The following is a 25,483-nucleotide window of genomic DNA, read 5'->3' as shown; positions in this document are numbered from 1 at the left end:
GCTCCCTGCTGGTTCGGCGGCGCTGGTGAGGCGGTGGGCGTGCGCCGGGGACGGGGGCCCGGTGGCCGACGCGGCGCGTCGTCGGGCACCGGGCGGGGGTCAGTGAGCGCCGCCGCGGTCGAGCGCGGCGCGCACGAGGTCGGCCACGGCCATGGACTTGATGTCCAGGGACCGGTCGGCGCCGGCGGGGGCCGCGTCCGGCTCGGACAGCTTCAGCAGACTGTCGAGCAGGCCGGCTTCCCGGATTCGGGCGACGGGGATGCGGGAGATCAGCGCCCGCACCTCGTCGTCGGCGTGCGGGAGTTCGGCGGGCCCGGGGTCGGTCGTGTCCGGCAGCAGCCGTTCGCGGAGGTGAGTGGCGAGCGCGGCCGGGGTGGCGTAGTCGAAGATCAGCGTGGACGGCAGGCGCAACCCGCTGACCGCGTTGAGCCGGTTGCGCAGTTCGACGGCGGCGAGCGAGTCGAAGCCGAGTTCGGTGAAGGCGCGGCGCGGCTCGACGGCGGCGGGTCCGGCGTGCCCGAGAACTGCGGCGACCTCGGTGCGGACCGCTTCCAGCACCGTGTGCTCGTGGTCGGCGGTGGGGAGTTCGGCCAGCTGCTCGCCCAGTGTGCGGGCCCGGAGGCCGGGGTCCGGGCGGGCGGTGACTCCGGCCAGGGTGCGCAGCACGGCCGGAAGGTCGTCGCCGCGCCGGCGCAGGGCCGCGGTGTCCAGCCGTACCGGGACCAGGGCGGGGCTCGCGGAGGCGACGGCCGCGTCGAACAGGTCCAGTCCCTCGTCCGGGTGGAGGGCGCCGATGCCGGAGCGTTCGATGCGCTGCACCCCGGCCGCGTCCAGGCCGGCGCCCATGCCGCCGCCGGACCACAGGCCCCAGGCGAGGGAGGTGGCGGGCAGGCCGAGGGCGGCGCGGTGGGCGGCCAGCGCGTCGAGGAAGGCGTTGGCGGCGGCGTAGTTGCCCTGGCCGGAGGCGTCGACGGTGCCGGCGGCGGAGGAGAACAGCACGAAGTGGGACAGCTCCCGCTCCGACGTCAGTTCGTGCAGGTGCCAGGCGGCATCCGCCTTGGGCCGGAGCACGGTGTTCAGTCGCTCCGGGGTCAGGGTGCCGATCAGGCCGTCGTCGAGGACGCCGGCGGTGTGCACGACGCTGTCGACGGGGTGCGCGCGCAGCAGGGCGGTGAGCGCCGTGCGGTCGGAGACGTCGCAGGCGACGATCTCGGCGTCGGCTCCCAACGCGCTCAGATCCGCCCGCAGTCGGGAGGCGCCGGGTGCCTCGGGTCCACGGCGGCTCGTGAGCACCAGGCGGGTGACGCCGTGCCGCTCGGCCAGGTGACGGGCGACCAGGGCGCCCAGTCCGCCGGTGCCGCCGGTGACGAGGACGGTGCCCCAGGGGCGGTCCGGCCCCGGGGAGTCGTCGGCGCGGACGAGGCGGGGCGCGTACGCCCGGCCGTTCCGCCACCGCACCTCGGGCTCCCCGGAGTCGAGCAGGGCGGCCAGCGCGGCCCGGTCCGGTACGGGGCCGTCGGGGGCGGCTCGTGCGACGAGGAGGATCCGGCCGGGGTCCTCGGCCTGCGCCGCCCGTACCAGTCCGTGAGCGGCGGCGTCGGCGAGTCCGCCCCCGGTGAGGACCACGAGCGCGGAATCGGCGTAGCGGGCGTCGGCCGACCAGGTCCGCAGGGTCTGAAGTGTGCGGCCGAGGACGGCCCGTACGACGTCGGGCAGTTGGTCGCCCTCGGCGTGCGGAGCGTTGACCGGCAGGATCACCACGTCGGGCACGGTGCTGGGGAGCGCGTCCAGGTCGGCGTGCACGGGGGCGCCGAGGCCGAGGTCGTCGTCGCCGAGGATCGCCCAGGTACGGCGGTCGGGGCGCCCGGCGGCCTCGGGCAGCGGTTCGCCGGTGACGGTGTAGAGGTGGCGCTGCTGCCGGGTGAGCCGGTCGGCGGCGACGGGGCGGGTGACGTACGACTCGACGGTGGCGAGGGTACGGCCCTCGGTGTCGGCCAGTTCGATGCGGGTGCCGTCGCTGCCCGGTGTGACACGGACGCGGGCAGTGAGGGGGCCCTGGGTGTGCAGGGCGACCCCCGACCATGCGAAGGGCAGGGCGATGCCCCCGCCGGTCTCCGCCGCACCGTCCAGGAGGGACGTGACGTGCAGGGCGGAGTCCAGCAGGGCCGGGTGCAGGGCGTGCCGGGAGGCGTCCCGTCCGGCGTCGGCGGGCAGTTCGAGTTCGGCGAGCAGGGTGTCGCCGTCCCGCCAGGCGGCCCGTACGCCGCGGAAGACGGGGCCGTAGTCGTATCCCTCGGCGTGCAGGCGCGGGTAGAGACCGGTGACGTCGAGCGGGGTGGCGCCGGGCGGCGGCCACACCCCGGAGGCGGCCGGGGGCGCGGCGGCGGGACCGGTGAGGGTGCCGGTGGCGTGCCGGGTCCAGCCCTCGTCCTCGGGGGCGTTCTCGGCGCGCGAGTGGATCTCGACGGTGCCGTCGGGGCCCGCGGCGACCTGGAGGCGTACGGCGGTGTCCGCGGGCAGCACCAGCGGGGCCTGCAGGGTCAGTTCCTCGACGACGGGGCGTCCGGTCAGGCGTCCGGCGTGCAGCGCGAGATCGACCAGCGCGGCACCGGGCACCAGCACCGTGCCCAGCACGGCGTGCTCGGCGAGGACGGGGTGGGTGGCGGTGGAGATCCGGCCGGTGAGCAGCAGACCTGCGTCGCCGGGCAGGTCCAGGCGGGCGCTGACCAGGGGGTGGTCGTCGGCGGCGAGGCCGTGCCCGGCGGCGTCACCGGCGGTGACGGCGGGTGTGGGCAGCCAGTGGTGGTGGTGGTCGAAGGCGTAGGTGGGCAGCTCGGCACGCCGCCCCGCGTAGGTCTCGTACAGCACCGACCAGTCGACGGCCGGACCCCGTGTGTGCACGGCGGCCAACGCTCCGAGCAAGCCGGGCAGTTGGGGAGTGTCCTTGCGGGCGGTGGAGACGAAGGCGATGTCCTCGGCGTCCGGCAGGCAGTCGGGGCCGACGGCGGTGAGCACGGGCGCGGCACCGAGTTCGAGGAAGGTGTCGGCGCCCTTCGCGGCCAGGGTGGTGACGGCGTCGGCGAACCGCACGGTCTCCCGCACGTGCCGTACCCAGTAGTCGGGGGAGCCGAGTTCGGCGGCGGTGGCCGGGGCGCCGGTGAGGGTGGAGACGATCGGCACGGCCGGTTCCACCGCCTCGATGCCGGTCATGACCGCCCGGAACGCGGCGAGCATGGGCTCCATGCGGGGCGAGTGGAAGGCGTGGGACACGCGCAGCCTGCGCGTGGTCGTGAAGCGGGCGGCGACCTCGGTGACGGCGTCCTCGTCACCGGAGATCACCACGGCACGGGGCCCGTTGACGGCGGCGATCCCGCACCGTCCGTCCAGCAGCGGCGTCACCTCGTCCTCCGACGCCTGCACGGCGATCATCGCGCCGCCCTCGGGCAGCTCCTGCATGAGCCGGCCGCGGGCGGCGACGGCGGTGACGGCGTCCTGCAGCGACCACACGCCGGCGACGTGCGCGGCGGCGAACTCGCCGACGGAGTGCCCGGCCAGCCAGTCGGGGCGCAGCCCGAAGGACTCCAGCAGCCGGTAGAGGGCGACCTGCAGGGTGAACAGGGCGGCCTGGGTGTACGCGGTCCGCTCCAGGGTCTCGGCGTCGTCGCCGAAGACGACCTCGGCGAGGGGGCGTTCCAGGTGCTTGTCGAAGAGTGCGGCGGTGCGGTCGAACTGCTCGGCGTAGACGGGGAAGGCGTCGTACCAGTCGCGGCCCATGCCGGGGCGCTGGGCGCCCTGACCGGAGAACAGGTAGGCCAGGGTGCCGTCGGTGGCGGTTCCGGTGACGAGCAGTCCGGGTGCCTCGGCGCCGCGGGCCAGGGCGTCCAGCGCCGTGGCGGCCTGGTCGTCGCCGGTCGCGAGGAGCACGGCGCGGTGGGGGTGGGTGCCGCGGGTGGTGGCGAGGGCCAGGCCGAGGTCGGCGGGGGCGGTGCCGGTCAGCTCCAGCAGGCGCCGGGCCTGGCCGCGCAGGGCTTCCGGCGACCGGGCGGAGACCGGGAGGGCGAGCACCGGCGGGGCGGTGGCGGGGTCCGCCTCGGGCGGCTCGGGCTCGGTGAACTCCTCCAGGATCACGTGGGCGTTGGTGCCGCTGATCCCGAACGAGGACACACCGGCCCGGCGCGGTCGGTCCGGCGCGGGCCACGGACGCTGTTCGGTGAGCAGGGCCACGGCGCCGGCGCTCCAGTCGACCTGGTGGGAGGGCGCGTCGACGTGCAGGGTCTGCGGCAGCACTCCGTTGCGCATCGCCATGACCATCTTGATGACGCCGGCGACACCGGCGGCGGCCTGGGTGTGTCCCATGTTGGACTTGACCGAGCCGAGCCACAGCGGGCTGTCCCCGGGGCGCGCGGCGCCGTAGGTGGCGAGCAGCGCCTGGGCCTCGATCGGGTCGCCGAGGGTGGTGCCGGTGCCGTGTGCCTCGACGGCGTCGACGTCGGCCGCGGTGAGCCCGGCGGCCGCCAGTGCGGCACGGATGACGCGCTGCTGGGAGGGGCCGTTGGGGGCGGTCAGGCCGTTGGACGCGCCGTCGGAGTTGACGGCGGACCCGCGGACCAGCGCGAGCACCCGGTGGCCGGCCCGGCGCGCGTCGGACAGGCGCTCGACGACGAGCATGCCGACGCCCTCGCCCCAGCCGGTGCCGTCGGCGGCGGCCGCGAAGGACTTGCAGCGGCCGTCGGCGGCCAGCCCGCGCTGCCGGGCGAAGTCGACGAAGGTGTCCGGCGTCGACATGACGGTGACGCCGCCGACGAGGGCGAGGTCGCACTCGCCCTGCCGCAGGGCCTGGGCCGCCAGGTGCAGGGTGACCAGCGAGGAGGAGCAGGCGGTGTCGACGGTGACCGCCGGCCCCTCCAGACCGAGGGCGTAGGCGACACGGCCGGAGACGACACTGCCGAGGCTGCCGTTGCCGAGGTAGGCGGCGAGGTCCTCGGGCACCTCGGTGAGCCAGGTGCCGTAGTCGTGGTACATGACGCCCGCGAACACGCCGGTACGGGAGCCGCGCAGGCGGTGCGGGTCGATGGCGGAGCGCTCCAGCGCCTCCCAGGACACCTCCAGCAGAAGCCGCTGCTGCGGGTCCATGGCGGTCGCCTCGCGCGGGCTGATGCCGAAGAAGGCCGCGTCGAACTCGGCCGCGTCGTACAGGAAGGCGCCCTCGCGGGTGTAGGTGCGGCCGGGGGTGCCCGGCTCCGGGTCGTACAGCGCCTCGGCGTCCCAGCCGCGGTCCGCCGGGAAGCCGCCGACCGCGTCGACGCCGTCGGCGACGAGCCGCCACAGGTCCTCCGGGGAGCGGACCCCGCCGGGGTAGCGGCAGCTCATGCCGACGATGACGATCGGGTCGTCGTCGGTGGTGGTGCGCGTGGCGAGGGCGGTGGTCTGCTGCGGGCCGGTGCCGAAGAGGGTGTCGCGGATGTGGTCGGCGAGGGCACGGGAGGTGGGGTGGTCGAAGACGAGGGTCGCCGGCAGCCGCAGTCCGGTGAGGGTGCCCAGCCGGTTGCGCAGCTCCACGGCGGCCAGCGAGTCGAAGCCGAGGTCGGTGAAGGCCCGGCCGGGGTCGACGGCGGAGGGCCCGTCGTGCCGCAGTACGGCCGCCACTTCGGCGCGCACCAGGTCGAGCAGGGCGCGGTCGCGGTCGGCGGCGGGCAGTGCGGCCAGCCGCGCGCCCGGCGCCGCCGGGGCGGTGCTCGCCGCGGCCCGGCGGGTCACCGGGCGCACCAGGGTGGTCAGCAGCGGCGGTATGCCGTCGGGGCGGCGGCGTACCGCGGCGGCGTCGATCTCCACGGGCACCAGGTGCGGCGCGCGCGAGCGGAGGGCCGCGTCGAACAGCTCCAGGGAGCGTTCGGCGGACAGCCCGGGGATGCCGAGGCGTGCGATGCGATCCTGGGCGGTGTCGTCCAGGGCGGCGCCCATGCCGCTGTCGGTGGCCCACAGGCCCCAGCCGAGCGCGGTGGCCGGCAGGCCGAGGGCGGCGCGGTGTTCGGCGAGGGCGTCGAGGTAGGCGTTGGCGGCGGCGTAGTTGCCCTGGCCGGGTCCGTCGAGGACGGCGGCGAGGGAGGAGAACAGCACGAAGTGGGCGAGGTCCCGGTCCTGGGTCAGCTCGTGCAGGTGCCAGGCACCGAGCGCCTTGGCGTGGAAGACCTCGTCGACCATCTCGTCGGTGAGGGTGTCGACGACGCCGTCGCGGACGGTGCCCGCGGCGTGCACGACGGAGTCGACGGGGTGCTGGTCGAGCAGGCGGCGCAGTGCCGCGCGGTCGCCGACGTCGCAGGCGGCCACGGTCACCTCGGCACCGAGCGCGGTGAGTTCGGCCTCCAGTTCCGGAGCGGTACCCCGGCGGCCGACGAGCACCAAGCGGCGCACGCCGTGGGTGCCGACCAGGTGCCGGGCGAGCAGCGCGCCGAGGCCGCCGGTGCCACCGGTGACGAGGACGGTGCCCCAGTCCGCGGCGGGGGCCGGTTCGGCGGAGGGCTGCGCGGTCAGCCGCGGAACGCTGAACCGGCCGTCCGCGAGGGAGAGTTCGGGTTCGCCGGTGGCTAGGACCTGACGCAGGTCGGCCTCGGAGGGCAGCGTCTCGTGCTCGACGAGGACGTAACGGCCGGGGTTCTCCGCCTGGGCGGAGCGGACCAGGCCCCGGACGGCCGCGTGGGCGGGGCCGGCGGGCGGGGTGACCACGACCAGGCGGGTCCCGGCGAGCCGCTCGTCCGTCTGCCAGCCGCGCAGCAGGCGCAGGACGTCGAGGACGTGTGCGCGTGCCGCGGTGGCGTCGGCGCCCGCCGGGCCGGGCACGCGGTGCACGACGGCGTCCGGGGCGGGCCCGTCGGGCAGGGCGTCGGCGGAGTCCGCGAGGACGGCGGTGCGCAGGGGTGCGGTGGTGGCGGGCCGGGGGTACGGCGACCACCGCACGGCGTACAGGACGTCGCCCGTCGGCACGGGTCGGGAGGCCAGCGCCTCGATGTCGGCCACCGGGGCGCCGGTGGCGTCGGCGAGGTGCAGGGCGATGGCGTCACCGCCGCCGCGGGTGATCTTCACACGGAGGGCCGACGCGCCGGTGGCGTGCAGGGTGACACCGGTCCAGGCGAACGGCACCAGCACCTCGGGGCGCGGCGGGGCGTCGAGATCGGCCGCGTGCAGGGCGGCGTCGAGCAACGCCGGGTGCAGGCCGAACCCGGACGCGTCGGCGGCGGCTTCCTCGGGCAGGGCGACCTCGGCGTAGACGTCGTCACCGTGCGCCCAGGCGGCGCGCAGCCCCTGGAAGGCGGGCCCGTAGCCGTAGCCCTGGCCGGCGAGGTCGGCGTAGACGTGCGTGGTGTCGATCGGCCGGGCTCCCTGCGGCGGCCACACGGTCAGGTCGGTCGCCGCGGGCGGGGCCGTGGCGGCGAGGATCCCGGCGGCGTGCTGGATCCAGGCGGCGGCCTCGTCGGCGCGGGAGTGGACGGTGACGGTGCGGCGCCCGGAGTCGTCGGGTTCGCCGACGGCGACCTGGACGGCGACGTCCGCGTCGGCGCGCAGCACGAGCGGGGTGCCGAGGGTCAGCTCTTCCAGGGTGTCCGTGCCGACGTGGCCGCCGGCGCGCAGGGCGAGTTCGACGAACGCGGTGCCGGGGAACAGCACCTGCCCGGCGATCACGTGGTCGGCGAGCCACGGCTGGGCCCGCGTGGACAGGCGCCCGGTCAGCACGACGCCCTCGGCGCCGACGGCGACCACGGCCGCCAGCAGCGGATGGCCGGCGGGGAGCTGGCCGAGGCCCGCGGCGTCGGTGGCGGTGCTCTGCTCCAGCCAGAAGCGGCGCCGCTGGAAGGGGTAGAGGGGCACGTCGATGCGGCGCCCGCCCAGGGAGGCGAAGTGCCGCTGCCAGTCGACGGGGACGCCCCGGGCGTGGGCGGCGGCGAGTGCGGTGACGGCCTCGCGGGCCTCGGACCGCTCGCGCCGGAGCACCGGCAGGAAGGCGGTGCCGGGTGTGTCGGTGCAGTCCGGGCCCATGGCGGACAGCACCACGTCGGGGCCGACCTCCAGGAACGTCCGTACCCCGGCGTCGGTGAGCGCGCGGACGGCGTCGTGGAAGCGGACCCGGGCACGGACGTGCTCCACCCAGTACTCGGGGTCGCACAGTTCGGCGGTGACGGGGGCGCCGGTGACGGTCGAGACGACCGGCAGTCTCGGCTCGGCGTAGTCCAGGACGTGCACGACCCGGCGGAACTCGGCCAGCATCGGTTCCATCAGCGGCGAGTGGAAGGCGTGGCTGACCCGCAGGCGCTTGGTGTCGTGGCCGCGTGCGGCGAGTTCGGCGGCGATGCGCTCCACCTCGGCGGCGTCGCCGGAGACCACCACGGCGCCCGGGCCGTTGACGGCGGCGATTCCGGTGCCCGGCGTGAGCAGCGACGCCACCTCGTCCTCGGCGGCGCGTACGGCGACCATGGCGCCGCCCTCGGGGAGTTGCTGCATGAGCCGGCCGCGGGCGGCGACGAGGATCGTCGCGTCCTGGAGGGTGAGCACGCCGGCCACGTGCGCGGCGGCGATCTCACCGACGGAGTGCCCGGCAAGCTGGTCCGGGGTGAGGCCCCAGCTCTCCAGGAGCCGGTGGAGGGCGACCTCCACAGCGAACAGGGCGGGCTGCGCGTACTCCGTACGGTGCAGCAGCCGCTCCTCCTCGGTGCCGGGCCCGGCGAACAGGACCTCCTTCAGCGGCCGGGCGAGCTGGAGGTCGAAATGGGCGGAGGTGTCCTCGAGGGCGTCGGCGAAGACCGGGTAGGTGGCGGCGAGTTCGCGGCCCATGCCGACGCGCTGGCTGCCCTGCCCGGTGAAGAGGAAGCCGAGCTCGCCGTCGGCGCGCGCTGCGACCGGCGCGTCCGCTGCGGCCAACTCCTCGAGCGCGGAGCGCAGTTCGGCGCGGTCGGCGGCGACGAGGACGGCACGGTCGGGCAGGGCGGCGCGGGTCGTGGCCAGCGAGTGGGCGAGGTCGAGGGGGTCCGTCTCGTCCAGCAGGGGCAGCAGATCGGCGGCGCGGGCCCGCAGGGCGGCTTCCCCCCGGGCGGACAGGGCGAAGGGCAGCGGTGTCCCGGCGGGCGGGGCCGGGCGCGTGTCCGCCGCGGCCTCCTCGGGCTCCCGGCCCTCCCCCGGGCCGCCGGCCGCCGGCGCCGGACGCTCCCTGACGCCGTTGTCCGCCGGCTCCGGCTGCTCCGGCTGCTCCGGCTGCTCCGGCTGCTCCGGCTGCTCCGGCTGCTCCGCCTGCTCCAGGATGACGTGGGCGTTGGTTCCGCTGACCCCGAACGACGACACACCGGCCCGCCGGACCCGGCCGGTCCGCGGCCACGCACGCTGCTCGGTGACGAGTTCCACGGCCCCGGACGACCAGTTGACGTGCGGGGTGGGCGCGTCGACGTGCAGGGTCGCCGGTATCCGCCCGTGCCGCATGGCGAGGATCGTCTTGATCACTCCGGCGACGCCGGCCGCGGCCTGGGTGTGCCCGAGGTTGGACTTGACCGAGCCGAGCAGCAGCGGGGCGTCGGCGGGGCGGCCCTGGCCGTAGGTGGCGAGGAGCGCGGTGGCCTCGATGGGGTCGCCGAGCCGGGTGCCGGTGCCGTGCGCCTCGACCATGTCGACGTCGGCGGCGGTGAGCCCGGCGTCGGCGAGGGCCCGGCGGATCAGCCGCTGCTGCGAGGTGCCGTTGGGCGCGGTCAGGCCGTTGGAGGCACCGTCCTGGTTCACGGCGGAGCCGCGCACGAGGGCCAGCACGCGGTGTCCGTTGCGGCGGGCGTCGCCGAGCCGCTCCAGGACGAGCACCCCGACGCCCTCGGCGAATCCGGTGCCGTCGGCCGCGGCGGCGAAGGCCTTGCAGCGGCCGTCGGAGGCGAGGCCGCGCTGCCGGCTGAAGGCGGTGAACACGCCGGGCCCGCCCATCACGGCCACACCGCCGGCGAGAGCGAGCGAGGACTCGCCCTGCCGCAGCGAGCGACAGGCCAGGTGGAGGGCGACCAGGGAGGCGGAGCAGGCGGTGTCGACGGTGACCGCCGGGCCCTCGCCGCCCAGCACATAGGCGACGCGGCCGGAGATGACGCTGGAGGCGTTCCCGGCGAGCAGGTAGGCGTCGAGCCCGTCCGGGGCGTCGTGCAGGCGCGGCCCGTACTCCTGCACCTCGGCGCCGAAGAACATGCCGGCCGGGGTGCCGCGCAGGGCCGTGGGGTCGATTCCGGCGTCCTCCAGGGCCTGCCAGGAGGTCTCCAGGACCAGCCGCTGCTGCGGGTCCATGCCGAGCGATTCGCGCGGGCTGATGCCGAAGAACTCGGCGTCGAACTCGGTGGCGGTGTCGAGGAATCCGCCGCTGCGGACGTATGTGCTGCCGGGTACCTCGGGGTCGTCGTCGAACAGGGCGTCCAGGTCCCAGCCGCGGTCCTGCGGGAAGCCGGACAGCACCTCGCCGCCCTCGGTCAGCAGCCGCCACAGGTCGGCGGGCGAGGAGATGCCGCCGGGGAACCGGCAGCCGATGCCGACGACGGCGATCGGTTCGTCGGCACCACCGTCACCGGACGGCTCGGGGTGGTCCTCCGCCGTGCCGTGCACCTCCGCGAGGAGCCGGGCGGCCAGGTCGTGGACCGTGGGGCAGTCGTAGGCGAGGCCGACCGGCAGCTCCAGACCGGTCCGCTCGGTCAGCCGCCGGTGCAGGTCGACGGCGGCGAGCGAGTCGAGTCCCAGTGCGGCGAGCGGGGCGGCCGGGTCGAGCGAGTCCACGGTGCCCGGCCGGGCCGCTTCGATCGCCTCGGTCACGGCCGTGCGCACCAGTTCGGTCACCAGCCTGCGGTGCTGGGAGGGTACGGCCGTGGCGAGCCGTCGTCCCAGAGTCGAGTCGGATCCGGGCCCGTTCATCCACGCATCTCCACTTTCGGCCGACACCGTTGTTCCTCACTTTTTCCACACGCTAGTGACGGCCTCCGAAAGGCCACACCCTTAAGCACCCCTAGGGGCGGGCCCGTTCCAGGACCGTCGCGTCCTGCGGGTCGTGCCGGTCGAACGAACGGCGCACATAAGACAGGGAGTCGAGCAGATCGGCGGAGGTGATGCCCTCGGCCGGGCGTACGTCGGCGATGCCGTCCAGCGGCATCCTTCCGATGTCGGACCAGCGGAGCCGGCCGTCCCCGTCGATGTGACTGCGGCTGAATCCGGCGTTGTCCGGGTGCAGACAATAGGGAACGTCGAGAAACCCTCTGTCGAACGCCGTGAGCAGGGCCGCGCCGAGGTCGTCGTCCAGCTCCAGCACCGCGTCGACCAGCGCCGAGGCCTCCGCGTACGTCTCGGTGCCGGTGCCGTCGAGCGGGGCGCGCGGCGTGCGCGCGGCCACCTGTGCCGCGTATTCCAGGGCGGCGACGTTCTCGGCGACGGTCGGAATGCGACGGGATTCCGCGACCGTTTTCACAATGAGCCGTTCGGAACCGCTGGCGACGGCGAGTTCGGCCGCTTTCCCGAGCAGTCGGCGGGCGCCGTGCTCGGTTTCCGGAAAGAGCCCCATGTAGGCGTAGACGACGACGTGCCATTCCGTGTCCGGCAGGAACCGCGCGCACAGTGCGCGCAGCGCGGCCACCGCTTCGGCATCCTGCCGCGGATCGGTCTGCTGGGCGTAACTCACCGAAATGCTGCGGACACCGTGGCGGTGGAAGAACATCGCCTCGAGCACGCTTACGGCGACGAGCAGACCGGGCGGGCAGAGCTGGCCGAGGACGCAGCCCCCGAAGGTCTCCAGGTGCGGTTCCGCGCCCGACTCCCGCAAGGTGGCCAGCAGTTCGCAGGAGGCCGCCCAGTGGGCGACGGACTCGCCGAGCGGGACGCGGCCGTAGGGCAGGCAGTAGGAGACCGGCCCGCCCTCGGAGGCGTCGAGTCCGACGGCCATCAGCGCCCGGAAGATGTCCCGCGGCGCGGCCGAGCCGTGCCTGACCTGGACCGGGAAGTCGGGGCCGTGGATCCCGTCGAGCACCTCCAGGGTGGTCGCCGTCCCGTGGCTCACCAGCGGATAGCCGTTGAGGGCGACGCCCTCCAGCACGGCCAGCTTGGCCGACTCCAGGTCGCCGACCCGGGTGTAGCTGTCCAGGGTGATCGTGCCGACGGTGGTCGCCGTCGCGTCGCGGGTGGCGAGCAGCCCGGCCCGCATCCGGTCCGGGCCGCTCATCCCCATCCGGGGCTGGACCACCAGCCGCCCGGCGTCGTGAGCCCGGCGCACGAACGCGCCGAACCCGACGCCGGTCACACCAGGGCCCGCTGCGCAAGCGCGTCGAGCATCCGCCGGAAGGCGGCGACGCCCTCGGCGCTGTCGTCGAACACCGCGTCGTAGCCGGCGGCGCCGAGCGCGGCCGTCTCCTCGCTGCCGCAGGGTCCGGCGATACCGAGCTTGCCGCCGATGACGGCGGGCACACCGGTGAGTTCGGCGTGCTCGCGCAGCCGGGTGATGGTGCGCATGCCGTCGTGGTAGCCGTGGCCGTTGACGCTGCTGACGACGATGAGGGCGGGCCGGTGGGCCAGGGCCTCGGTGATGAGCAGGTCCTCGGGGACGCAGGGGCCGAGGTTGACCACGCGGTGCCCGTGCTCTTCGAGGAGGAGCTGGAGGTAGACGAGGTTCCAGGTGTGGGAGTCGGAGATGCCGCCGGCGACGAGCACGGGCCGGTCGCCGGGGGCGGGGGTGATCGGGAAGGGGCTCATCACAGGGCCTGTCCGTGGTGGTAGGTGCGTGTGTGCTGGATTCGGGAGACGGATACGACGTCGTCGCCGCGGACGACGATCTCGGCGGGTGCGGGCCTGCCGAGGAACATCAGGAGGCTGGCCGTGGGGCCGTAGGCACCGGCGTTGGGCACGGTGAGCAGGTCGCCCGGCGCCGGCTCGGACAGCGGGACGTTCCGGCCGAGCAGGTCGCCGGGGGTGCACAGCGGCCCGGCGAGGCTCGCGGGTGTGCCGTCGACGCCGAGGGACTCGTACGGCTCGACGGACACGGGCATGATGCGGCCGAGGCCGGACATGCCGCCGAACGTGTTGATGCCGGCGTCGAGGACGACGTAGCGCTGGCCGCGGCTGTCCTTGACGTTGACGACCGAGGTGAGCAGGGTGCCGCTGTCGGCGACCAGGTAGCGGCCCGACTCGCAGCCGATCCGCGGGGCGCCCTCGCGCCAGCCGGGGAAGTGCTCGTCCAGCGACTCGGCGAGCGCGTCGCGCAGGGCGCCGTAGACCGGCCGCTCCCCCTGCACCGCGTAGGGTGCGGCGAACCCCCCGCCGATGTCGACGAAGCGGAACGCGACGCCGAGGGCGTCCTGGAGGGCGGCGGCGGTGGCGACGGTGTGGCGGAACTCGGCGATGAGGCTCGCCTCGTCCTTGGCGTTGCTCAGCGGGAAGAAGTGCAGCCCGGCGATGCTGGTGCCGGGCACCTCGCGCAGGTCGGCGGAGAGGCCGGGCAGGGTCTCGCCGTCGAAGCCGAACTGCGAGGGCACACCGGTCATGCGGATGCTGGTGGCCGCCGCGCCGGTGGCGTTGTTGACCCGGATCAGGCAGTCGGTGGTGATGCCCAGCCTGAGGGCGACCTCGCCGACGCGGCGCAGGTCGCCGTGGGACTCCGTCGAGAACAGGCGGACGCCTCGGGTCATCGCCTCGGTCAGTTCCTCCGCGGTCTTGCCGGGTCCGGTGTAGAGGATCCGGTCGCCGGGGAAGCCGGCCTGCAGGGCGGCGTCGAGTTCGCCGACGGAGCTGATCTCCGCGCGGCAGCCGCGGGCTCCGCCGGAACGCAGCTCGCGCAGCAGTTCGGGGTGCGGGTTGGCCTTGGCGGCGTAGAACACCTCGACCTCGTCGGGCAGCGCGGCGAAGAGGTCGTCGCGGGCCGCCGCCACCCGGTCCAGGTCGTACACGTAGGACGGGGTACCGAAGCGCTCGGCGAGCTCGGTCGGGGCGGTCACGGGGTGGTTCCTTCCAGGAGACGGGCGAGCTGCTTGCGGTCGTGCTTGCCGTGCGGGGTCAGCGGCAGCTCGTCGACGACGCGGCTCACACCGGGCACCTTGGCGGGCTCCAGCCGCAGCGACAGTTCCTTCAGCAGGGCGTGCGGGTCGATGTCGCCCTCGGCGAACACCGCCAGGTCGCGGCCGGAGGCGGGCGGCAGGACGGCGGCGGCGCGCACGCCGGGGATGTCGGTGGCGGCGGCCTCGATCTCGGTGGTGCTCATGCGCACGCCCTTGTGCTTGAACATGTCGTCGCGGCGGCCCTCGTAGTAGAGGAAGCCGTCCTCGTCCACATGGCCGAAGTCGCCGGTGTGCAGCCTCAGTCCGCCGTCCGGGGCGGGGCGGAAGGCGCGAGCGGTCTGTTCCGGTGCCCGCCAGTAGCCGGGCATGACGTGGGGTCCCTCGACGACGATCTCGCCGGTCTGCCAGGGCTCCAGCGTCCTGCCCTCGTCGTCGACGGCGAAGGCGCGGGTGCCGGGCAGCGGGCGGCCCACCGAGTCGGGCTTGGCGTCCTGGTACGCGGGCGGCAGCACGGACACGCGTTTACATTCGGTCTGCCCGAACTGGATGACCACCTCCGCGCCGGGGAAGGCCGTGCGCAGCCCGTCGGCGGTCGACTTGGGCAGCGCGGCACCGGTGTTGGTGAACATGCGCACCCGGGACTCCCGGCCCGGTTCGCGTTCGGCGAGGGCGACGATCATGGTGGCGAGGGACGGCACGATCGGGACGACGGTGGCGCCGGTCTCCCGGATGCGGCGCAGCAGCACCAGGTCGGACTCGCCGTCGGCGAGCACGAGTTCGCTGCGGCCGGCGGCGGTGAGCAGCACCTTGTACAGGCCGTAGTCCCAGGAGATGGGGAAGCGGCAGAACACCACGTCGTCGGGGCGGTAGCCGAGTTCCAGGTTGATGGCCTCGGTGGCGAAGACCATCCGGCCGTGCGGGCAGATCACGGCCTTCGGGGCGGCGGTCGAACCGGAGGTGTAGACGAGCACGGCGATGTCCTCGGGGCCTGCCTGCCCACCGCCGGAGCGGGCCTCGCGCTCGCGCAGGGCGGTGATCTCCTCCCACGCCTCGCCGAGGCCGAGGACCGGTACGCCTTCGGCGAGGGCGGCGATCCGGTCCACAGCCGCATCGGTGACCACGACCAGCGAGGGTTCGGCGTTCTCCAGGACCGCCCGCAGGTGGTAGTCCTTCATGCCGGTGTTCACCGGGACCAGGACGGCACCGCGGCGCGCGGTGCCGTACATCAGCGCGACCAGTTCGCGGGTGCTGGGCAGTTGGACCAGGACCCGGTCGCCGAGGCCGATGCCGTGCTCCTCGAGCCAGGCGTCGACGGCGTGGCTGTGGGCGAAGAGCTCCCGGTACGTCCACCGGCCGGCGGCGTCGGCGACCGCCGGGGCGTCGGGGCGGTCGGCGGTGGCCTCGTCGAGCAGGTCGTGCACCCGGGCGTCAGTACGGGCCCGCACTGTCGGTTGACCGTTCACTGCGACTCCTGCCGCCTTTCGTGTGTGCGTCCCGCCCCGGCGGACTGCCGCATGGCCGTGGCCCGGGAGGCGAGCTTTCTGCGATCGGTCTTGCGGTTGGAGTTGAGGGGGAGGGCGTCCAGGTGGTGGTAGGCGCGCGGGACGACCGCGCCCGGCAGCAGCTCCCGCAGATGGCGGGCGAGCCGGGCGGGCGGCACCGGTTCGCCGGTGTGGAAGACGGCCAGCTCCACCGTGCCGTCCACGGGCACCGCCACGGTCACGGCGTCCTCGACACCGGGACAGGTGCGCGCTGCGGCGTCCACCTCGGCCAGTTCCACCCGCACCCCGTGCACCTGGACCTGGGCGTCCTGCCGGCCCAGGTAGTGCCAGCCGCCGTCGGCGGCGCGCCGGACCCGGTCGCCGGTGCGGTAGAAGCGGTGACCGTCCCATTCCAGGAACCGTCCGGCGTCGTCGGCCGGGTCGAGGTAGCCAGGGGTCGACTGCGGGCCGGCGATGCACAGTTCGCCCTCGTCACCGTCGGTGGGCGCACCTTCGGCGTCCAGGAGCAGCGTCTCGTGGCCCGGGTGTACGGCGCCGATGGGCACCATGTCGTTGAGGTACCGCCCCGGTGTCCAGCGCTGGGCGGTGACGGTGATGGTGAGTTCCGTCGGACCGTACAGGTTCTCCAGCGTCGCGCCCGGCGCGGCGGCTGCCCAGTCCCCGGCGTCCTTGCAGCTGAGCGCCTCCCCCGCGAAGAAGCTCCACCGCAGCGACGGCAGCGCGCCCGGCTCGAGCCCTCCGGTGCGGCGCACCAGGGTGATCGCGCTGGGCGTGGAGAACCACACGGTCATGCGCTGCTCGTCCACGAACTCCGGCAGGTGCGCGTACGCCCGTGGCGGGACCGGTACGACGGCGGCGCCGGCCCCCCAGGCGCAGAACAGGTCGAACATGGCGCAGTCGAAGTTGAGGTCGAAGGTCTGCGAGAAGACGTCGTGCGGGCCGAAGTCGTAACGCTGGTCGAGCAGGTGGAAGTAGTGCGCGGTGTTGGCGTGGGTGACGGGCACGCCCTTGGGCCGGCCGGTGGAGCCGGAGGTGAACAGCACATAGGCGGTGTCGGAGGGCCGGGCGGGCATGGGGGCCTTCAGCGCGCTGTCCGCGTCGACGGCGAGCGACGGCATGGGCTGACCGCCGGGCGCGAACAGCGTCGGCAGGGTGAGGCCGGACGCGTGCAGGTCGGTGAGGGCGGGCAGGGCGTCGTCGTCGGCGAGCAGCGCCCCGACCCCGGCGGCCTCGATCATCTGCCGGGTGCGGGACGCCGGGAAGGCCGGCTGCAGCGGTACGACGGTGACGCCGCTGTACAGGCCGGCCAGCAGGGCGGTGTACGCCGTGGGGCCCTTGCCGGCCAGCACACCGACGGCGGGCGGCTCGTCGGAGAGCCCGGCCAGAAGGGAGCCGGCCAGGACCGATGCGCGTTCGTGCAGTTCGCGGTAGGTGGTGTCGACGCCGTCGACGCACAGCGCGGGCCGGTCCGGGGCGAGGGCCAGGCCGCGCACGAACCGGCCGGGCAGCGTGCCGTCCATGGTGGGGTCCACGGTGGCCGCCCGTCAGCTCGCGGCGCTGGGCAGCATGCTCCGCATGGTGTCCCACAGCACGCCGGGGGTGCGGAACGTCTCCATGGTCAGCGCGCTGTCGCGGAAGCGGAGCTGATAGGCCTCCTCCAGCGTGCCGAGCAGCTGGACGGTGCCGAGCGAGTCCAGGCCCAGGTCCTTCAGATCGGAGTCCGGGGTCAGCTCCTCCTGCGGGGGGAGGAAGGGCAGGAAGGGGCGGAGTATCTGTTCGAACCGGTCGTCCCACATGGGGGCCTCCAAGAAGTCGGTCGGGTCAGGCGGCGCGGGTACGGCGCCGGGGAATCATCGCCGACCGCGGCTGTGCGGCGACGACGTCGAAGTGGCGGGTCGTGCAGGGAACCCGGCCGAAGAGGGTGTCCGGCCCGGCCACACAGACGCGGCGGACGCCGGCGTCCTTGAGGGCCGTGGTGACGCTCGGCCAGTTCATCGGGTGGTCGAAGCCGTCGAGCAGCATGGTGCGCAGTTCCTCGCCGGTGTGCAGCAGCGTGCCGTCCTGGTCGGCGACGACGGGCAGCTTGGGGTCGGCGAAGGAGTAGCGCGACACCACCTCTCGTGCGGCCTTGTCACGCAGCGACCGGAACACCGAGGCGTGCATGGGGGGTCGCATGGTGTACAGCGGCAGGCTGCCGATGCCGCGCAGCCGCTCCTCCAGCCACGCCACACGCCGCTCGGACAGGGAGATCATGTAGAAGCCCTCGTCGACGTGGCAGGAGATCTCGTGCCACTCCCCCGCCTCGTCGAGCTCGGCGAGGATCGCGTCGAGGCCGTCGCGCGGTGCGCGGACGAAGGACAGGGTGACGATGTCCCGGTGCTCCTCGGCGAAGTACTCCTCCAGACAGCGGGCGATCCCGGCGGTCAGGCGGATCGCGTCGGGCAGCTCCAGGGCGCCGGTGTGGGCGATGGCCGCCTTCTCGCCGAAGCTGGGTCCGGCGACGATGTCGGGTTCCACGCCGAGGTGGTCCCGGGCCCAGTGCGCACAGGCCAGGCAGTTGACGAAGAAGGCGACCTGGGCGGCCTCGGTGTAGTCGCCGACGGACGTCCGGAAGGCGTCGACGAGCGAGTAGCCGAGGGCCTCGTCGGCGACCGCCACCAGGTCCCGGGCGTAGGGGCTGGCCACCATGAACCTGCCCACCTCGGAGAACGGGACGGGGCCCATGCCGGGGAAGACGAGAGCGGTGTCGTGTGCCATGGCGGGATCCCCGCCCCCTTTCACTGGTTCGTGCGCGTCACAGGTTCTCGGCCGTCACAGGCTCTTGAGGAAATCGGTCAGCACCGCGAAGAACCGCTCCGGTTCCTCCAGGTGCGGAAGGTGGCTCGACTCCTCGAAGATCTCCCAGCGTGCCCCGGGGATGTGGTCCTCGTACGGCTGGACGACCGCCGGGGTGGCCTCGTCGTGGCGGCCGCTGATCAACAGGGTCGGGGCACTGATCCGGTGCAGCTCGTCCACGATCGACCAGTCCTTGAGGGAACCGATGACATGGAACTCGTTGGGCCCGTTCATGGCGTAGTAGACCGTCGGATCGTTGTAGATCTCCATGAAGGAGGACAGGAAGTCACGGGGCCACGGCGTCACGCGGCACACATGACGGTCGTAGAAGACCCGCATCGCGGCCAGGTACTCGTCGCTGTCATAGGTGCCGGCCGCCTCGTGCCTCCGCAGGGTCTCCTCCACGCCCGGCGGCAGCTCGGCGCGCAGCCGGGCCATCTCCCGCAGCCATGTCGGGTACGAGGCCGGGGCGTTGGCGACGACCAGTCCGCGCAGTCCGGGCGGGGCGGTCATGGCGTGCCGGGCGCACAGGGGACCGCCCCAGGACTGACCGAACAGCACGTAGTCGTCGGCGATGCCCAACTGTTCGAGCAGATTGGCCAGTTCACGCTCGAAGAGTTCGACGGTCCAGAAGTCGGCGCCCTTGCCGGGCAGATGGGTCGAGCCGCCGTTGCCCAGCTGGTCGTAGTGGACGACGGGCCAGCCGTCCTCGGCGAGGCGGGCCAGCGGCAGCAGGTAGTCGTGGGTGCTGCCGGGCCCGCCGTGCACGGCGACGACGGCCGGCCGTCCCGCACCGAGCGCACCGGTCACCCGGTACCAGGTCCGGTACTCCCCGAAGGGGACGGTGCCCTTCGCGCTGGGATCCGGAGACACGCTGATCACCTCTGCTCGGCTGCGGGACGACGGCGGCCGGGGAAGTGACGCCGGCCGGGACCGGGAGAGCCGGGGCGACGGGCGCACCCGCCGCGCCGTCCGTGCCTCTGCCGTGGTCCGCAGCCGACGCTAACGGCCGCCACCCCGCCACCGGACCCCTAGCCGCCCCTAGGCGGTGCCAGGGGTTCCAGGGGTTCCAGGGGTGTCGAAGGGCACCGGTCCACTCGGGGCCGGAGTCCGTGCACCGGCCGCCGGGTGCGGGCGTTCACCGGTCACCCGGTCTCCGGCCGGTCCCTAGGGGCACCTAGGGGTTGGGGGCCCGGACCGCGGCTGCCTAGCGTGCGGGAGACGGCCGGCAGCGCCGCACCGGCGCCGAGCCCGGGCCCGCTCCGATGCCGGCGCTTCCGTTCCCTCCCGTGCGAAGAGGACATGATGACTGCACCTGCCGAACCGGCCGACGAGGCCGCGCTGCCGGAGTTTCCGATGCGGCGGGCCTGTCCCTTCAGCCCGCCGGCCGCCTACGCCGAGCTGCGCGAGACCGAGCCGGTCTCCCGGGCGCGGCTGAAGGTCAACGGCAAGCCGACCTGGCTGGTCACCCGGCACGACCTGTACAAGAAGCTGCTGGGTGACGCGCGGGTCAGCGCGAACCTGAAGCTGCCCGGGTACCCGCTGCAGGTGCCGGTGCCGGAGGAGACGCTCCAGTCGGTGCCGCTGACCTTCCTGTCCATGGACCCGCCGGACCACACGGTGCAACGCCGCATGCTCGCCCCCGAGTTCAGTGTCCGCCGGATGCGTGAGCTGCGGACGCGGGTGCAGCAGATCGTGGACCAGCAGATCGACCAGATGCTCGCGAAGGGCACGGGCGCCCCGGTCGACCTGGTCACCGCGCTGGCCCTGCCGGTGCCGTCCTTCGTCATCTGCGAACTGCTCGGCGTCCCCTACGAGGACCACGGCCGGTTCGAGGAGTGGGCGTGGGCCATCATGAACCACGACATCAGCGACGAGGACCGGGGCCGCGCGCACTACGCACTCGACGCCTACGTGGACGGGCTGGTCACCGCCAAGGAGAGCGAACCGGGCGACGACATGATCAGCCGGCTGATCGAGTTCAACCGGCACGCCCCCGCGGTGGAGCACTCCGACATCGTCAGCATGTCCAAGCTGATGCTGGTCACCGGGCACGAGACCACCGCCAACATGATCGCGCTGGGCGTGCTGGCCCTGCTGGAACACCCCGACCAGCTCGCCGCCGTCCGCGCGGAGCCGGAGCTGATGCCGAAGGCGGTGGAGGAGCTGCTGCGCTTCTTCTCCATCTCCGACGCGGGGACCGCGCGGGTCGCCATGGAGGACATCGAGCTGGACGGAGTCACCATCCAGGCCGGCGAGGGCATCCTCCCGCTGAACAACGCGGCCAACCACGACGAGCGGGTCTTCCCCGACCCCGACCGCCTCGACGTCCGGCGCGAGGCCCGCAGCCACCTCGCGTTCGGCTACGGCGTCCACCAGTGCATCGGCCAGAACCTGGCGCGCATGGAGCTGGACGTCGTCTACACGACCCTGTTCCGGCGCATCCCGACGCTGCGTCTGGCCACGCCGGTCGACGAACTGCGGTTCAAGGACGACGCCATGGTCTACGGCCTGTACGAGCTGCCCGTCACCTGGTGACGGACCTTCCCCGCACCCGCACCCGTTCCTGTTCCTGTTCCGTCACCGAAAGGCAGCCATGACCCAGTCCGCCGACGCCGTGCCCGAGGCGGGGTCGCCGCTTCCGCGGTTCCCGATGCGGCGCACCTGCCCGTTCAGCGAGCCGCGCGAGTACGCCGAGATGCGTGCGCACGAACCGGTCTCGCGCGCCGCGCTGAAGGTGAACGGCAAGCCGACCTGGCTGGTCACCCAGCACGAGCACGTCCGGCAGGTGCTGGGTGACGGCCGGGTGAGCTCCAACCTGAAGCTGCCGGGCTACCCGCACCAGTTCCACATTCCCGAGGAGATGCTGGCGCAGGTCCGGCTGATGCTGCTGAACATGGACCCGCCGGAGCACACCGCCCAGCGGCGCATGCTCATACCGGAGTTCACCGCACGCCGGGTGAAGGAGCTGCGCCCGCGCATCCAGGAGATCGTCGACGAGCGGGTCGACGCGATGCTGGCCGCGGGCGGCCCGGTCGACCTGGTCACCGCCCTCGCGCTGCCGGTGCCCTCGCTGGTGGTCTGCGAGCTGCTCGGGGTGCCCTACGAGGACCATGCGCAGTTCGAGGAGTGGTCGGCGGCGATGATGAACCACGATCTGAGCCCGGCCGAGTACGGGGCGGCGGTCCAGGCCCTGGACACGTACCTCGACAAGCTCGTCACCCTGAAGGAGAACGAGCCGGGCGACGACCTCATCAGCCGCTTCCTGGAGAAGAACCGCACCGAGCAGGTCGCCGACCATGCCGACGTGGTGACGATGGCGCGGCTGATGCTGGTCGGCGGCCACGAGACGACGGCCAACATGATCGCCCTCGGTGTGCTGGCCCTGCTGCGGCACCCGGACCAGATGGCCGAGCTGCGGGCCGATCCCGCTCTGCTCCCCAACGCCATCGAGGAGTTGCTCCGTGTCTTCTCCATCTCGGACTCCGGCACGGCACGGGTCGCGCTGGAGGACATCGAGGTCGGCGACGTCACCATCCGCGCCGGCGAGGGCATCCTCGCCCTGAACAACGCCGCCGACCACGATGAGTCCGTCTTCCCGGACCCCGGCGCCCTCGACATCCACCGCAAGGAGGCCCGCAGCCACCTCGCGTTCGGCTACGGCGTCCACCAGTGCATCGGCGCCAACCTCGCCCGGGTGGAGCTGGAGACCGTCTACGGCACGCTGCTGCGCCGCATCCCCGGGTTGCGGCTCGCGGCCGAACCGGACGCCCTGCGCTTCAAGGACGACGCCATGGTCTACGGCGTCTACGAACTCCCCGTCACCTGGTGACGGCCGACCCGATCGGAGTCCCCCTCATGCGTGTCACCACCGAGCGCGACCGGTGCGTGGGTTCCGGCCAGTGCGCCATGCTCAGCCCGGAGGTGTTCGACCAGGACGACGCCGGTCTCGTGATCGTCCTGCGGGAGGAGCCGGCCGAGGACCTGCGCGAGGGCGTCCTCCAGGCGGCCGACCTGTGCCCGTCGCGCTCCATCCGCGTCGACGGCTGAGGAAAGGTGGCGGACAGCCCTCGCCCGACCCACGCCGCCCGCCGTCGCGGGCCGTGCCGACCGGGTCGACCGGCACCTCGCCGCCGGCCCGACGACCGGAAGATCCTCTGGGAGGCCGAGCCGTGAACCGCGTCGTCGTCGTCGGAGCGTCAGCAGGCGGCCTGACCACCGCCGAGGCGCTGCGCCGGGCCGGGTACGAGGGCGCGATCACACTCGTCGGCGACGAGACCGAGCCGCCCTACGACCGCCCGCCGCTGTCCAAGGACCTGCTGAGCGGCACCTGGGAGCCGCACCGGCTCGCGTTGCGTACCGCTTCCGAACTCGGCGCGCTGGCACTGGAGTTGCGTCTCGGTGTGCCGGCGACCGGGCTGGATCCGGTCGCCCGGTCGGTCCTGCTGGCCGACGGCGCCCGGATCGGGTACGACGCCCTGGTCGTGGCCACCGGCGTACGGCCGCGGCGCCTGCCGGGCACCGACGGCATCACCGGAGTGCACACCCTGCGGACCCTCCAGGACGCGTTGACACTGCGGGCCCGTCTGCTTCCCGGCCGCCGGCTGGTGGTCGTCGGCGCCGGATTCCTCGGCACGGAGGTCGCCTCCGTGGCCCGTGGCCTCGGCGTCGAGGTGACGCTGGTGGAGCCGGCTCCGGTGCCGTTGGCCGCGGCCGTCGGGGAGCAGGCGGGACGGTTCCTGACCCGGCTCCACCTGGACCACGGCGTCGACGTGCGCACGGGCGCCACGGTGACCGGCGTCCTGAGCTCCGGAGGCGGTGTGACCGGCGTCCGGCTGGCCGAGGCCGCCGGGACGAGTGCCGTACCCGCCGACGACGTACTCGTGGCCATCGGCTGCGTGCCGAACACCGAGTGGCTCGCGGGCAGCGGCTTCGACGTCGAGGACGGGCTGGTGTGCGACGCGTACTGCGCCGCGGCGCCCCGGCGTGTACGGGGTCGGTGACGTGGCCCGCTGGTACAACCCGCTGTTCGGCACGGCGATGCGGACCGAGCACCGCACCAACGCCGCCGAGCAGGGCATGGCCGTCGCCCGTGGACTCCTACGGCCCGAGGAACGGCTGCCCTTCGCACCGGTGCCGTACTTCTGGTCCGACCAGTACGACACCAGGGTCCAGGCCCATGGCCACCTGCGCGGCCACGACGAGGCACTGGTCCTCGACGGCGACCCCACCGGCCGACGACTGCTCGTCGTGTACCGCACCGGCGACCGGATCACGGGCGTGCTCGCCGCGGGAGTACCGCCCCGGACCCTGCGCACATGGCGCTCCCTGGTCGCGGCCCGGACCCCGTGGCAGGCCGCCCTGGCCGGCACACGTATGGCCTAGGGGCCCGTCCTTCAGCCGCCCGCGGTCGGCGGGGCGGGGCGCGGGCCCACGAGGGACTCGGCCTGTTCGAGGAAGCGGGGCAGCCACTGCTCGTAGGTGACGCCCGTCAGGAACCGCAGTGCCGCTTCCGCGTCCTTGCCGACCGGCGTGTGCAACGGGGTGTCCGGGTCCACCGCGGCGGCGACGATCGCCTCGGCCGCGTCGGCGCAGTCGCCGGCGCCTTCCGCCACACCCGCGAGGAATCCGGTCAGCCAGGCGTGGTCGGCGCCGTACGGACCTGTCCTGGACAGCCGGGCATCCGGAGCCGGCACGGACCTGCCCCTGATGCCGGAGGCGAAGCTGCCCGGTTCCAGGCACACCACGCGGATGCCGAAGGGCTGGACCTCCGCGGACATGGCCTCGCTGAGCGCGCCCAGGGCCGCCTTGCTCGCCGCGTACAGGCCGCCGTGCGGCACGGCGAACGTACGGCCCGCGAGGGAGGAGACGTTGACGACGACGCCGCTGCCCCGGGCGCGCATCCGGGGCAGCACGGCACGGCACATGCGCAGCGGCCCCCAGAAGTTGGTCTCCATCAGCAGGCGCGCCTCGTCGAGCGGCATGGTCTCCGCGGGGCCGGTACGGTCGATGCCGGCGTTGTTGACGAGGACGTCGACCGGTCCGTGCCGGTCCTGCACGGCGGTGACGGCAGCGGTGACCGAGTCGTCGTCGGTGACGTCCAGTTCGGGGACGTCGAGGGTGAGGCCCTCGGCGTGGGCACGCCGCAGCAGTTCCCGCGCGCTGCCGGGGGTGCGCACACAGGCGTGCACCCGGTCGCCCCGCCGCGCGAACGCCAGCGCCGTCTCCAGACCGATGCCGCTGCTGCACCCGGTGACGAGAACCGCGGTCATGACCGCACTGCCTGCTTCACCAGCAGCTCCATGACGTCCTTCTGATGGGACGTCAGGTAGAAGTGGCCGCCCTGGAACACGTGGAAGTCGAACGAGGCGTCGGTGTGACGCGACCAGGCGCGCGCCTCGTCCACCGTGACCTTGGGGTCGTCGTCGCCGACCAGGCCGATGACCAGGCAGTTCAGGTTCGGGCCGGGCTCGTAGACGTAGGTCTCGGCGGCCCGGTAGTCGGCGCGGATCGCTGGCAGGGCCATGCGGATCAGTTCCACGTCCTCGAGGATCGCCGCGTCCGTCCCGCTCAACTGCCGCATCTCCGCCACGAGTCCGTCGTCGTCGCGCAGATGGACCGATTCGTCACGCGGGCAGGAGGGGGCGCGGCGGGCGGAGGCGAAGAGTGCGCGCAGGACGACGCCGTGGTCGCGTTCCAGCCGGCGGGCGACCTCGAAACCGAGGGTCGCGCCCAGGCTGTGCCCGAAGACGAGCAGCGGGCGGTCCGTCCAGGGCAGCAGGACGGAGGTGACGTCGTCGGCCAGTTCCTGGATGCTCGTGGCGCACGGCTCGTGGCGCCGGTCCTGGCGCCCCGGGTACTGCACGGCGAGCACGTCCACGGAATCCGGCATGCTCGCCGACACCGGGCGGTAGAAGGACGCCGAACCACCCGCGTGAGGCAGGCACACCAGTCTGGCCGCCGCGTCCGGACGGGGGTGGTAGCGGCGTATCCAGAGGCGGTCCTGCTCGGTGAGCGTGGTCATGGGGCGGGCGTTTCCTTCCTGGTGGCGACTGCGGCGCGCTTCGCACGGCATGCCCTGGCAGTCTCACACCCCGGCGGCACCCCGGCCCACCC

At 73.9% G+C, this 25,483-nt stretch carries 14 protein-coding genes and 1 pseudogene; 4 read left to right on the top strand and 11 right to left on the bottom strand.

Translation table 11 applies throughout. The annotated features are described in order from the left end of the window. Positions 1 to 99: 99 nt before the first annotated feature. The 9 genes from AB0D93_RS20005 to AB0D93_RS19965 form a co-directional block, all read right to left on the bottom strand. Positions 100 to 10,911, bottom strand: a complete 10,812-nt coding sequence (locus tag AB0D93_RS20005) for a type I polyketide synthase (RefSeq protein ID WP_362121000.1) — start codon at positions 10,909 to 10,911, stop codon at positions 100 to 102. Between the two features lie 91 nt (positions 10,912 to 11,002). Beyond that, positions 11,003 to 12,283, bottom strand: a complete 1,281-nt coding sequence (locus AB0D93_RS20000) for a methylaspartate mutase (RefSeq protein WP_362120999.1) — start codon at positions 12,281 to 12,283, stop codon at positions 11,003 to 11,005. Next, positions 12,280 to 12,732, bottom strand: coding sequence for a cobalamin-dependent protein (locus tag AB0D93_RS19995; protein ID WP_362120998.1), 453 nt, complete (start codon positions 12,730 to 12,732; stop codon positions 12,280 to 12,282). Before AB0D93_RS19995 ends, AB0D93_RS20000 begins: the two co-directional genes overlap by 4 nt. Beyond that, a complete protein-coding gene (locus AB0D93_RS19990; protein WP_362120997.1) occupies positions 12,732 to 13,970 on the bottom strand; it encodes a type III PLP-dependent enzyme in 1,239 nt (412 codons plus the stop codon). The genes AB0D93_RS19995 and AB0D93_RS19990 overlap by 1 nt, the downstream gene beginning before the upstream one ends. Then, a complete protein-coding gene (locus AB0D93_RS19985; RefSeq protein WP_362120996.1) occupies positions 13,967 to 15,493 on the bottom strand; it encodes an AMP-binding protein in 1,527 nt (508 codons plus the stop codon). The genes AB0D93_RS19990 and AB0D93_RS19985 overlap by 4 nt, the downstream gene beginning before the upstream one ends. Continuing rightward, complete coding sequence (locus tag AB0D93_RS19980; RefSeq protein WP_362120995.1) at positions 15,490 to 17,052, bottom strand: amino acid adenylation domain-containing protein; 1,563 nt, start codon at positions 17,050 to 17,052, stop codon at positions 15,490 to 15,492. Before AB0D93_RS19980 ends, AB0D93_RS19985 begins: the two co-directional genes overlap by 4 nt. Before the next feature lie 24 nt (positions 17,053 to 17,076). After that, positions 17,077 to 17,328, bottom strand: a complete 252-nt coding sequence (locus AB0D93_RS19975) for a phosphopantetheine-binding protein (RefSeq protein ID WP_362120994.1) — start codon at positions 17,326 to 17,328, stop codon at positions 17,077 to 17,079. Positions 17,329 to 17,353: 25 nt separating this feature from the next. Continuing rightward, the gene (locus AB0D93_RS19970; RefSeq protein WP_362120993.1) at positions 17,354 to 18,289 is read right to left on the bottom strand and encodes an acyltransferase domain-containing protein; all 936 of its coding nucleotides are present in this window, start codon (positions 18,287 to 18,289) and stop codon (positions 17,354 to 17,356) included. A gap of 54 nt (positions 18,290 to 18,343) precedes the next feature. Beyond that, positions 18,344 to 19,240, bottom strand: a complete 897-nt coding sequence (locus tag AB0D93_RS19965) for a proline iminopeptidase-family hydrolase (protein WP_362120992.1) — start codon at positions 19,238 to 19,240, stop codon at positions 18,344 to 18,346. Between the two features lie 432 nt (positions 19,241 to 19,672). On the opposite strand from AB0D93_RS19965, the gene AB0D93_RS19960 reads away from it, so the two are divergent. The 4 genes and pseudogenes from AB0D93_RS19960 (at position 19,673) to AB0D93_RS19945 (ending at position 23,752) form a co-directional block, all read left to right on the top strand. Beyond that, positions 19,673 to 20,905 carry a cytochrome P450 gene (locus tag AB0D93_RS19960; RefSeq protein ID WP_362121145.1) on the top strand — a complete coding sequence of 411 codons (1,233 nt, stop codon included), beginning with the start codon at positions 19,673 to 19,675 and terminating at the stop codon, positions 20,903 to 20,905. A 58-nt stretch (positions 20,906 to 20,963) separates the two neighbouring features. Then, positions 20,964 to 22,199, top strand: coding sequence for a cytochrome P450 (locus tag AB0D93_RS19955; protein WP_362120991.1), 1,236 nt, complete (start codon positions 20,964 to 20,966; stop codon positions 22,197 to 22,199). Between the two features lie 26 nt (positions 22,200 to 22,225). After that, positions 22,226 to 22,417, top strand: coding sequence for a ferredoxin (locus AB0D93_RS19950; protein WP_362120990.1), 192 nt, complete (start codon positions 22,226 to 22,228; stop codon positions 22,415 to 22,417). Between the two features lie 122 nt (positions 22,418 to 22,539). Continuing rightward, positions 22,540 to 23,752 (top strand): annotated as a pseudogene (locus AB0D93_RS19945) (FAD-dependent oxidoreductase). An 11-nt stretch (positions 23,753 to 23,763) separates the two neighbouring features. Here AB0D93_RS19945 and AB0D93_RS19940 read toward each other — a convergent pair. Beyond that, positions 23,764 to 24,639, bottom strand: a complete 876-nt coding sequence (locus tag AB0D93_RS19940) for an SDR family oxidoreductase (RefSeq protein WP_362120989.1) — start codon at positions 24,637 to 24,639, stop codon at positions 23,764 to 23,766. Further along, positions 24,636 to 25,391, bottom strand: a complete 756-nt coding sequence (locus AB0D93_RS19935; RefSeq protein WP_362120988.1) for an alpha/beta fold hydrolase — start codon at positions 25,389 to 25,391, stop codon at positions 24,636 to 24,638. Before AB0D93_RS19935 ends, AB0D93_RS19940 begins: the two co-directional genes overlap by 4 nt. Between the last annotated feature and the right edge of the window lie 92 nt (positions 25,392 to 25,483).

It is taken from the genome of Streptomyces sp. NPDC048191 (assembly GCF_040652655.1).
Classification (GTDB): Bacteria; Actinomycetota; Actinomycetes; order Streptomycetales; family Streptomycetaceae; genus Streptomyces.
The sequence above is the reverse complement of the archived record's forward strand: the minus strand, read 5'-3'. Positions and strand labels throughout refer to the sequence as shown.